Consider the following 10425-nt stretch of genomic DNA (forward strand, 5'->3'; position numbering starts at 1 on the left):
CTGCACGGCTCCCGAGGAGCCACCGACCCGATGTCGCACGGGGCGGTGGCGGTGGCCGCGGTCACCGCGGCGGGGGGAGGACCGCCTGCCGTAACCGGGCCGGGACGGGCCGCGGGGTGACGGTCCGCTGTCCCAGGGATGTCACGTACCGTTCACCTCCAAGAATTATCGTCTATCGATTAATGATGCTAGGTGTGCTGCCGCGCATGTTCAAGAGCCCTGCGCGAAGCCCTTGGCGTTCAGTGCGCGCGGCTCCAACGCAAGGCGATCCGGCCGGAGTCGGCGGGCTCCGCGACCGCCAGCGTCAGCCGGGTCAGCCGGCCGCCCCAGCTCTGCCGCAGCAGCGCGTCGTCCAGCGCACGCACCTCGACCACCGCCTCCGCGGCCCGCGGGTCCCACTCCGCTCGCAGCCCCGCACCGCCCGGCACCGCCACGGTCGCCCACCCCGGGCCCGCCTCGACGCGTCCGGCCAGCACATGGCGCAGCAGCACCGGCCCGCCCCGCCGCTTCTCCCAGCGGTCCTCGACGACCACCGCGGCCGCGGCCCCGTCGCCGGCGGCCCGCTCCAGCCGCACCTCCCGCTCCCAGCGGGCCACCAGCCCGGCCGGGTAGGCGCAGGACAGCTCGGCGCGCAGCGCGCTGACCTGGGAGTCCAGCGTGACGTCCACCTCGCGGGCGCCGTGGACGGCACCAGGCTCCTGCTCCCCCCCGGGCTCCGGCACGTTGTGCCAGGCGCTCCGGAAGGGCCAGGCGGTGTAGCGGTCCGGGCCGAAGGTCTGCGCGGTGTACGCGGGCCGCCCGGCGTCCACGACGAGCGGGCGGCCGTCCACCGCGACCCAGTACGAGCCGACGTCCAGGTGGTTGTGGTGCTCGCCGTTGTGCCCGGCCTTCACCGCGAGCGTGAGCCCGGCGGTGCTGCCCGCCGACTCGCGCGCCACCAGGATCTGCAGCCGCGGCAGCCAGCTCTCGCGGGCCAGCCACGGCGTCTCCACCGGAAGTGGCGAGGGCCCGCTGACGGCCCGGCACCACGCCCCGTCCGCGAGCGCGGCCAGCGAGCGGCCCAGCCCCCCGGCGTCCGCGATCCCGCCCGCCTCGCGGGCCGCGGCCACGGCGTGCGCTGCGGTCCCCGGCTGCCCGAGCAGCGCGCCCCACCGGAAGACCACCTGCCAGGGCCGCCCGCCGCCCAGCCGGCCGGGCGCGTCGCCGACGTTGACGTAGTGGTCGCCGCCCAGGTGCATGCGCTGCGGGTAGCGCAGCAGTTCGGCCAGGACGGGCAGGTCGCGGGCGTCGAGCGCGGGGCCGCCCGCGTCGGCGAGCTGGTCCAGCAGCTCCAGCAGCCGGCCCGCGCCCGCGAACCAGTAGGCGATGCCCTCGTCGATGCCGCCGTCGTCGGGCAGCACCGCGAGGTAGTGGTCGAGGTCGCGCACCGCCCAGGCCACCAGCCGGGCGCGCCGCTCGCCGTCCTCGCACAGCAGCAGCGCGGCGGGGACGACGGAACCGGCGATCCACGGGTTCCAGTTGTTGGCGGTGCCGTCCGCGCCGATCCAGTGCCAGTCGCGTACGCGCTCGTAGGGGGTGAGCACCCGCATCTCCACCTCGCGGCGCAGCCGGCGGCGCAGGCCCGGCAGCCGTACGTCCAGGTGCGGGCCGAGCGCGCGGTCGGCCCACGCGAAGAGCGCGGCCACCTCGGCGGCGCCCAGGTCGAGGAAGGGGTCGTCCGGGTCGGGCAGCAGTTCGCCGCGCCCGGCGGTGTGCCGGTCGTGCGGGGCCCAGCACCAGGTGCTCGCCTCGGCGAGGGCGGCCAGCCCGTCCGCGGCGGCGTCCAGGTGCGGGCACCCGGCGGGCTCGTCCGCGGCGGCGACCTCGCCGGTGAGCACGGCGGCCAGCACCAGCAGCGTCACCCGTTCCCGCAGGGCGCGCACCCGCCCCTCGTACACGCCGCGCTCGCCGTCGCGGAAGGTCCTGGCCCAGTCGGAGGCGAGCAGCGGCGGCGCTGGGCGGGCGAGTTCGGCGGAGGCGCGGTCGAGGACGTCGGTGCGTACCGGCTCGGGCACCGCGTCCCACACGTCCCGCGCGGTCACGTCCGGGACGCCGCACCCGGCGCCCGGCGGCAGCTTCGTGAGCGCGTCCAGCGCGGCGGCCAGGCGGGCGGTCAGGGGTCCGGCCACGGTGGTCAGGCCTCCTCGCCGGGCTGGTCGGATTCGCCGGGCTCGCCGGGCTGCTCGGGTTGGCCGGGCTGCTCGGGTTCGCCGGGCTCGTCGAGGATCAGCTCGACGACCGGGAGCAGCACGTCGGGGCGGCCGACCGGCACGGTCAGGGTGAGGGTGTCGGCGCTGCGGCCGGGGGGCGCGAGGTTGTTGTGCTCGTGCTGCGTGCCGTCGAGCCGGCGGAAGCGGATCTCGGAGCCGTCGTGCAGGAACTGCGCGTAGCGCACCTTTCCCGCGAGCCCCGGCAGGTGGATGTGCTTGAGCGGCCATACCGGCAGGTGCAGGTAGAGCCGGTTCCCGGCCTGCGTGTAGAGGGAGTTGGCCGGAGCGCGGTAGGCGCTCGGCCCGGCGCCGTGCACCGAGCGGGCGTGCGGCTCCATCCACTCGCCGATCGCGGCGAGAGTCCCGCGCGCCCGCGGGTCGAGCGCGCCGCGGCCGGTCGGGCCGACGTTGAGCAGCATGTTGCCGCCGCAGGCCACCGACTGGACGAGCATCCGCACCAGCAGGCCGGGGTCCTTGTAGTCGTGGTTGTCGCGGTCGTAGCCCCACGAGCCGTTGAGCGTGTGGCAGGCCTCCCACATGACCGGCACGCCGTCGCGCTCCAGCGGCTCGTCCGGCTGGTACTGCTCGGGCGTCACGTAGTCGCCGGGGACGCCGAGCCGGTCGTTGACGACGATGCCGGGCTGCAGCTCGCGCACGGTGCGCAGCAGTTCCTCGGCGCCCCACTCGGCCGGGCCCATGCCCGGGTAGGTGAAGTCGAAGAAGAGGTCGTCGATCCGCCCGTAGCCGGTCAGCAGCTCGCGGACCTGCGCGTGCAGGTAGTCGCGGTAGCGGGCCAGGTCGCGGGGCTCGCGCTCGGCGGCGGTGCCGCGCAGCGGGTGGTGGCGGTCGACGGGGAAGTCGGGGTGGTGCCAGTCGAGCAGCGAGTAGTAGAGCCCGACCCGCAGCCCCTCCGCGCGCATCGCCTCGGCGAACTCGGCGACCAGGTCGCGGCCCGCGGCCTTGACGGAGGTGTAGTCGGTGAGCGCGGAGTCGAAGAGGCAGAAGCCGTCGTGGTGCTTGGTGGTCAGGACGGCGTAGCGCATCCCGGCCTCGCGCGCGGCCCGCGCGAGCTTGCCCGCGTCGAAGAGGTCCGGGTCGAACCGCTCCAGGTAGCGGTCGTAGTCCTGCTGGGACATGGCCTCCCGGCTGCGCACCCACTCGTGCCGCGCCGCGAGGCTGTAGAGGCCGAAATGGACGAACAGTCCAAAGCGTGCGGCCTTGAACCACTCGATGGGCCCCGTGGGCGCCGAGGGTGCCGTGGGCACTGAAGTCTCCTGCCGTGGTTGACAGCTGTTGCCGGTCGGCTGTTATCTACCATCGATAGGCGATAATGTCACTGATGGTTGCGTGCCGAGGTGTGCGCGGAAAGGCGTGGCGGATGAGCCCGACAGGGGATCAGGGAGCGCCGGCGGCGGGGGACATGCACACGTACGAGTCGATGCGGGCGCCCGTCCACACCGCTTCCTACGTCCGGCCGACCGAGCGCATGCTGACGGCACTTCAGGGGGTGAGCGCCGCGACCGCCTGCGCCAAGCTGCACCAGTCCGGCATCACCCGGACCTTCATCGACGGACCCGTGCCGCTGCACCGCGAGCCGGACGTCTCGGTCGTCGGCGGCGCGGTGACGCTGCAGTTCCTGCCGCAGCGCGAGGACGTCTTCTCCGGCGCCGCGCAGGAGGACGCCGAGCGCAAGACCGCGCTGTGGGGCGTGCTGGAGTCCATCCGGCCCGGTGACGTGCTGGTCGTGTCCGCGTTCGGCAGCCACTTCACCGGCTGCCTCGGCGACATGCTGGTGCGCTACTTCAAGCTGCGCGGCGGCGCGGGGATCGTCGTCGACGGCCGGGTGCGGGACGCGGCGCGCATCCGCGCGCTCGGCGTGCCCGTCTGGTGCACGGGCGTGACCCCGCACTACGCCTCGCAGACGGAGCTGTTCCCGTCGGCGTTCAACGTGCCGGTGGGCGTCGGCGGCGTCCTGGTGACGCCGGGGGACCTGATCGTCGCCGACGAGGACGGGGCCGTGGTCGTCCCCCAGGACCAGGCCGTGCCGCTCAGCGAGGACTCGCTGGCCCACCAGGACCGCGAGGCCTTCGCGCGCCGCCGGCTCGACGAGGGCGGGCGGCTGTCCGACTACTACCCGCTCACCGGGGCCGGAATGGCGGAGTACCTGGCCGCGCAGGAGCAGGCGGCGGGATGAGCCGCGGGGTGAACCCGCGGGCGGGGGGCGCCGCGGGGTGCCCCCCGAGCACGGGACCGACCCGCGGTGGCCCGCGGGGTCGTCCCCCCAGGACGGGGTGCCTGCCGGTGGGCGCCCTCGGACGGGCCGGGGCGTCGGCTCCCCGGTCCGTCCGGCCCGCGCCCTGCCCCGGCGGCGCAGCACGCCGCCGGAGCGGGGCCGGACGGACCGCGGTCGCGGTACGGGTCGCGTACGCGGTACGCGACGATCGCGCCGTACGGGTCGCGTACGCGGTACGCGCGGCGGGCGGGAGGGCTCAGACGCTGACGGTCGCGGCCCGCGCGCCGACCAGGTCCAGCCAGGCCGCGGCCAGGCACGCGTGGCCCGCGGGCGTCAGGTGCACGCCGTCCCGGGCGATCGCCTCGGCGCTCCCGGCCTCCCGCGCCGCCTGGTTGAGCAGCCCGTCCGCCGCGAGCAGCGCCGCGTCGAATTCGGCGGCGAGGCGGCGTACGGCGTGGATCCGCGGGTCCAGGTCCTCGCGCCACGCCCACTGCGCGTCGTCGACCGGTACGAGGAAGGGCTCGACGAGCACCAGCCGGGCGCCCGCGTCGCGGGCCTGGCCGAGGATGACGCGGTAGTCCTGCGCGTACTCCTCGACCGTCGTGACGTCGCCCTCGTCGTAGCGCCGCCAGGTGTCGTTGATGCCGACCATGACCGACAGCAGGTCGGGCGCGAGGTCCAGCGTGTCGCGCTGCCAGCGGGCCCGCAGATCGGCGACGCGGTTGCCGCCGATCCCCCGGTTGAGGACCCGGCGCGCGGGAGTGGCGGCCGCCAGGTTTTCGGCGATCAGGCTGACATAGCCGTTGCCCAGGCTGGAATCGTCGTCGCGGTCCCGGCCCGCGTCCGTGATGCTGTCGCCCTGGAACAGCACGCGGACGGAATTGCCAAGCGTTACGGACATCGTCTCTCCTCGGGAGGTTCATCGCACCGAACGGGCGCGCCAGCGCAACCTTCTGGGCAGGTCAGGGGTGGTGCGGGTGCCTGGCTATGCCGTGCGCCGGCCGGAATTGCGCCGATCGGAGCGAAATGTGCGGGCGGCCGGAATGGATGCTACACCGGGTGCGGGCGCGCGAACAGCAATTACCCGCTCAGGAAAGTGAGTTCGACGCTCCGCGGAATGCCGCCGGATATTTCCCGAGGGGGTAATTCGGCATGCCGTCGGGCCGCTCGGGGCGGTCAGGCGAGCGCGGCCGTGAGCCAGGCGTGGGCGGCGCCCGGGGTGGGCCGGTCCGGGCCGGTGATGCGGGCGACGAGCTCCCAGTAGTGGTCGATCCTCGGGTCCGCGGCGAGGACGGTGCCGAGCCCGCTCCGGAAGGCGGGCGTGTCCCGCACCTGCTGCGAGGTCGCGTACGCGGCGACGAAGCAGTCCAGCGCCTCGCCGGTGTGCGGGGCGCGCCCGGCGCGCAACTGCGGGGCCGCCAGCGCGTAGGCCTCGTCGAGGCCCTGGTAGAGCACGGCCGGCCGGTGCCCCGCGTCCGTACGGTGCGCGGCGGGCTGGCCGCTTCCGGTGCGGCCCGTGCAGTCGGCGGACACGAAGGCGTGCAGCCGCGCGAAGGCGAGCGCCTGCTCGGGCGTCGGGTCGTCCGGCGGCTGCGGCACGGACAGGTCGAGGATGCGCGCGACCGTACGGGCCGGCATCCGCGGCGGCAGCCAGCGCCGCCAGAAGCGGGCCATCGCGGCGGTGCTGGGCGGCGCCGCGCTCGTGCACACCGCGCCGAGCAGCCGCAGCCGTTCGGCCCGTTCGCCGGGCCCGCAGTCGTGCAGCAGCCGCAGCGCCGTCTCCTGCCAGCGCAGCGCGGCCAGCCGGGGGCCGAGGTCGCGCAGCCGCGCCGCGACCGCGTCCTCCAGCGCGCCCCCGGCCCGCATGCCGCCCGCACCGTCTCCGTCGCCTTCTTCGCGCAGGACGCGGGCGACCTCGGGCACGCCCATCCCCAGCGCCCGCAGCGAGCGGATCGTGCGCAGCCGCTCCAGCGCGTCCGGCCCGTACCGCCGGTGCCCGCCCGCGCTGCGCGCCGCCTCGGGCAGCAGCCCGCGGTCCGAGTAGAACCGCACCGCCTTGACGGTGACGCCGGCCCGCCCGGCCAGCTCGCCGATGGTCCACAACTGGTCGGCCGCCATGTGCTTGAACCTCCCTCAGGGGGAGTTCCTACGGTACCGGCGGGCCCGGCGGACGACGGCGGGCCCGTACGGCGTACGCGACGCGCGGACACGTGGACGCGTACCGAGATGGGAGGAGACGGCGATGGCGGTGGGGACGGCGTTCGTCCTGGTGCCGGGGCTGCACACCGGCGGCTGGATCTGGCAGGACGTGGCGGAGCGGCTGCGGGAGGCGGGCGCGGAGGCGCTGCCGCTGACGCTCAGCGGCATGGACGGGTCCGGCGCGGGCGCCGATGTGGAGGCGCACGTCGCGGACGTGCTGCGCGCGGTGGAAACGACGGACGCGGAGCAGGTCGTGCTGGTCGGCCACTGCTACGGCGTCCACCCGGTGGTGGCCGCGGCGGACCGCCTCCCGGAGCGCGTGGCACGCATCGTCCTGCTGGACACCCCGATGCCCCAGGACGGCGACCCCCCGGCGGCCCTCGTCCCCGAACAGGCCCTGCGGGAGAGGCTGCTGCGCCGGATCGCGGGCTCGGAGGGGTCGGAGGGGGAGGCCGCGCCAGGCGTCGCCGCCGACGCGACGGCGGGCGGCACGTCCGCGCCGCTGTCCGCGCCCGAGGGGGCTGAGGCGGGGCCGGGGGGCGCGTCCGCCGCTCCCGGCGCCGCCACGCAGGGGGCGGCGACGCCGGTACCGGGCGGGCCTGCGCAGCCCGCCGGCTCGGAGCCGCCCGGCGGACCCGGGCCGTCCTCCGTGCGGGCGCGCGGGGCCGACGTGACGGGGGACGGCGTCACCGGCGAGGCGTCCGGCGGCGACGAGCCCGGCGCGCCCCTGCCCCCACCCTCCTCCGCCCAGGCGTGGGGAGCGCTCGGCAGCCTCGCCGGGGTCGGCGCGGAGGCGCGGGAGCAGCTCGTCCGGCGCGGAGTGCCGCAGCCGTGGGGGACGCTCGCCCGGCCGCTGCGGCTGGGCGGCAACGCCGGGGCGGCCGGGTCCGTGCCGGTGAGCGGCGTGCTGTGCGCGGGGAACGGCTCGACCCTCGCGATGGTCGAGGGGGCGCTCGCGCTCGGCGATCCCCGGTACGCCTACCTCGCCGCGCCGCACATGAGCTACCTCGAAATGGCCACCGGGCACTGGCCGATGCTCGCGGAGCCGGACGCGACGGCCGAGGTGCTGCTGCGCGCGGCCGCGGGCGAGGGCGTCCCCCCGAAGCGGCCGGCGAAGGCCGGACGGCCCGCCCACCTGCGGCCGTTCCTGCTCGACGTGCCCGAGCGCCCGCGCGAGCGGCTGGGCCGGGTCGACCTCCACCTGCCGGACGGCGACGGTCCCCACCCCGCGGTGGTCCTCGTGCACGGCGGCCCCGTCCCGGAGGGCGCGGAGCCGACCCCGCGGGATTGGCCGGGCTTCCTCGGCTACGCCCGGCTCCTCGCGGGCCGGGGCGCGGTCGGCGCCGTCGTGGACCACCGGCTGCACGGGCTCGGCGACTTCGACCGCGCCGCCGACGACGTCGCGGAGGCGGTCGCCGCCGTACGGGCCCACCCCCGGGTGGACGCCGATCGGGTGGCGCTGTGGTTCTTCTCCGTCGGCGGCCTGCTGTCGGCGGAGTGGCTCGCCGCCCCGCCGCCGTGGCTGCGCTGCGTCGCGCTGACCTACCCGCTGCTCGCCCCGCTCCCCGCCTGGGGCGTGTCCGGCCCGCGCTTCCACCCCGCCGAGGCCGTACGCGCGGCGGGCCGGCTGCCCGTGGTGCTCACCCGCGTGGGCCGCGAGAGCCCCGAATTCGCCGCGACGGTCGAGGACTTCCGGAAGGCGGCGGGAGCCGCCGGGGTGGACGTCCAGCTCGTCGACGTCCCCTCGGCCGTGCACGGCTTCGAGACCCCCGACCACTCCGGCGAGGCCCGCGCGGCCGTCACCACCGCGACCCGCGCCGTCCTGGCCCGCCTCGCCTGACCTCCGTGTGCAACTGCCGCACCGTCCCCGCACGTCTTCCCGAACGGGACGGGAGGCGGCGGCGGGGGGCCGTGCGCCGGGGCGTCCGGGGGGTGTCATGGGCGAGCGGGATCCGGGCCCGCTGGAGCGGTGGCTGCGCGGGGAGGACCGGCGGCCGCGCGGGATCAGCCCGGCGGGGCCGAAGCCGTGGGTGCGGACGCGGCCGCCGGACACCTGCCCGGTGCCGGAGCGGCAGCGGGTGTGGACGGAGCGGTGGCTGCGCTGGTGCGAGGGGCAGTTCGGGCCCGCGGTGCCGCACCGCGAGGTCGCCGTGCCGGGGTTCGCACCCGCGGGCTTCACCGGCACGCAGGAGGAGGCCGAGGAGCTGCTGCGGCGGGTCGGCGCGGTGATGGGCGCGGACGTCTCCGGCATCCGCGTCCTGCTGGTGGAGTCCCCGGAGCGCGAGCAGCACCGGCGCCACAAGGTCGGGCAGTACCGCAAGGTGCTGGGCCGGGCGGTGATCGAGCTGGACACCCGGGTCGCGGACCGGCCGGACTCCTTCACCGGGCTCGTCGCGCACGAACTGGCGCACGCCCGGCTGGCCGGCGAGGGGCGCGTCGCCGGGCTGCGCCTGTCCTCCGCCGAGGAGGAGCGGCTCACCGACCTGGCGACCGTCCACCTCGGCATGGGCGTCCTCACGGCCCGCGCCGCCGAGGACTACGACCGCTCCGTCGACTTCTCCGTGACGGCGGTCGGCGACCTCACCGACCACATGCTCACCGGCCGCCGCGACGAGCTGCACCAGATGGGCTATCTGGAGCCCGCGGAGTTCGGCTACGCCCTCGCCTGCTGGGCGGTGGCGCGCGGCGAGCCCGGCGTGCCGCCCTGGGCCCGCCACCTGCCGGGCGGCGTCCGGGACGCGCTCAGGCAGGGGCTGGCCTACCGGGCGGTCCGGGGGGACTGACGTACCCCGGGAGGGCGGGGCCCCAGGCGGCCTCAGGCGTCCTCGCCGAGCCCGCGGTCGGGCTTGGTCATGTCCCCGGTCCGCGGGGTGCCCTCACCGATCCCGTACTGCAGGAAGACCGTGCCCTTGGGGCTCGTGGCAGGCGCTTCGAGGAGCGTGAGGTTCGTCGGCACCGCGCCGTCCTCGAAGACCTTCTTGCCGACGCCGAGCACGATCGGGTGCACCCACAGGTCGAGGCGGTCGAAGAGCTTCTCCCGCAGCAGCGTCTGCACCAGGTCCACGCTGCCGACGACCGCGACGTGCTCGTGCCGCTCGCGGATCTCCCGCACCGCGGCGGGCAGGTCCGGGCCGAGCTGCGTGGACCCGGCCCACGGCAGGTCCGGCGTGCCGCGCGAGGCCACGTACTTCGGGATGCTGTTGAAGAGGGTGGCGAAGCCGCCGTCCGGGCCGTCCTCCTGGTGCGGCCAGTAGCCGGCGAAGATGTCGTACGTGCGCCGCCCGAGCAGCAGCGCGTCCGTCCCCTCGTACGCGGCGCCGATCTGCGCCCCGGTCGTCTCGTCGATCAGCGGCGCCTGCCAGCCGCCGAACGGGAACCCCGCCGAGGGATCCTCCTCCGGCCCGCCGGGCGCCTGCGCGACGAGGTCGAGGGTGGTGAACAGTTCGATCTGGATGCGCCCCATGGCGTGCTCCCGTGTGGTCGTTCCCGGTGGCTTCCGGCTTTCCGGCTTCATGGGGTAGACCGGCGGGGGCCGCGGAAATCATCGCCCGCCGCGGGGGAGATCAGGGCACTCGCACGAGTAGGGCGCGCAAGCAGCCTCGGCCCCGCCGGCCGGCGGGGGCGGGAACCCGAACCCGGGCATCGGCGCTCCCCCGTAGGGCTTGAGGGGGGACGGGTGCGGCCGCCCGGTCCGGTTGTCCGGGTCGGGCGGCCGTGTTCCGTGCTGGTGGTGCTGGTGTTTAG

Annotated in this window: 8 protein-coding genes; 3 read left to right on the forward strand and 5 right to left on the reverse strand. The window is 76.2% G+C overall.

What is annotated here, in order from left to right; translation table 11 throughout:
* Positions 1-239 precede the first annotated feature (239 nt).
* Together IH54_RS0126290 and IH54_RS0126295 are read right to left on the reverse strand one after the other, a co-directional pair.
* Positions 240-2168: a heparinase II/III domain-containing protein gene (locus IH54_RS0126290; RefSeq protein WP_234343869.1), complete on the reverse strand. Its 1929-nt coding sequence runs from the start codon at positions 2166-2168 to the stop codon at positions 240-242.
* A 5-nt stretch (positions 2169-2173) separates the two neighbouring features.
* Positions 2174-3514 carry an alpha-L-fucosidase gene (locus tag IH54_RS0126295; protein ID WP_107060255.1) on the reverse strand — a complete coding sequence of 447 codons (1341 nt, stop codon included), beginning with the start codon at positions 3512-3514 and terminating at the stop codon, positions 2174-2176.
* Positions 3515-3627: 113 nt separating this feature from the next.
* Here IH54_RS0126295 and IH54_RS0126300 point away from each other — a divergent pair, with 113 nt between their 5' ends.
* Complete coding sequence (locus tag IH54_RS0126300; protein WP_052397882.1) at positions 3628-4443, forward strand: dimethylmenaquinone methyltransferase; 816 nt, start codon at positions 3628-3630, stop codon at positions 4441-4443.
* A gap of 295 nt (positions 4444-4738) precedes the next feature.
* Here the strand turns inward: IH54_RS0126300 and IH54_RS0126305 are convergent, their stop codons facing one another.
* Positions 4739-5383, reverse strand: coding sequence for an SGNH/GDSL hydrolase family protein (locus IH54_RS0126305; RefSeq protein ID WP_031521316.1), 645 nt, complete (start codon positions 5381-5383; stop codon positions 4739-4741).
* 275 nt (positions 5384-5658) lie between these two features.
* Entirely contained in the window at positions 5659-6600 is a 942-nt protein-coding gene (locus IH54_RS0126310; protein WP_031521317.1) for a MerR family transcriptional regulator, read from the reverse strand.
* A 124-nt stretch (positions 6601-6724) separates the two neighbouring features.
* Here IH54_RS0126310 and IH54_RS0126315 point away from each other — a divergent pair, with 124 nt between their 5' ends.
* The gene (locus IH54_RS0126315; protein WP_031521318.1) at positions 6725-8521 is read left to right on the forward strand and encodes an alpha/beta fold hydrolase; all 1797 of its coding nucleotides are present in this window, start codon (positions 6725-6727) and stop codon (positions 8519-8521) included.
* Between the two features lie 97 nt (positions 8522-8618).
* Positions 8619-9464, forward strand: a complete 846-nt coding sequence (locus IH54_RS0126320; RefSeq protein WP_031521319.1) for a hypothetical protein — start codon at positions 8619-8621, stop codon at positions 9462-9464.
* A gap of 32 nt (positions 9465-9496) precedes the next feature.
* Here the strand turns inward: IH54_RS0126320 and IH54_RS0126325 are convergent, their stop codons facing one another.
* Positions 9497-10144, reverse strand: a complete 648-nt coding sequence (locus tag IH54_RS0126325) for a dihydrofolate reductase family protein (RefSeq protein ID WP_031521320.1) — start codon at positions 10142-10144, stop codon at positions 9497-9499.
* Positions 10145-10425 lie beyond the last annotated feature (281 nt).

The organism is Streptomyces sp. NRRL F-5123 (assembly GCF_000721495.1).
Lineage (GTDB): Bacteria > Actinomycetota > Actinomycetes > Streptomycetales > Streptomycetaceae > Actinacidiphila.

Excerpts from the sequence above, each read along its gene's own strand:
- IH54_RS0126300 (WP_052397882.1), top strand. The coding sequence starts at position 3,628 with ATGAGCCCGACAGGGGATCAGGGAGCGCCGGCGGCGGGGGACATGCAC.
- IH54_RS0126305 (WP_031521316.1), bottom strand. The coding sequence starts at position 5,383 with ATGTCCGTAACGCTTGGCAATTCCGTCCGCGTGCTGTTCCAGGGCGAC.
- IH54_RS0126310 (WP_031521317.1), bottom strand. The coding sequence starts at position 6,600 with ATGGCGGCCGACCAGTTGTGGACCATCGGCGAGCTGGCCGGGCGGGCC.
- IH54_RS0126315 (WP_031521318.1), top strand. The coding sequence starts at position 6,725 with ATGGCGGTGGGGACGGCGTTCGTCCTGGTGCCGGGGCTGCACACCGGC.
- IH54_RS0126320 (WP_031521319.1), top strand. The coding sequence starts at position 8,619 with ATGGGCGAGCGGGATCCGGGCCCGCTGGAGCGGTGGCTGCGCGGGGAG.
- IH54_RS0126325 (WP_031521320.1), bottom strand. The coding sequence starts at position 10,144 with ATGGGGCGCATCCAGATCGAACTGTTCACCACCCTCGACCTCGTCGCG.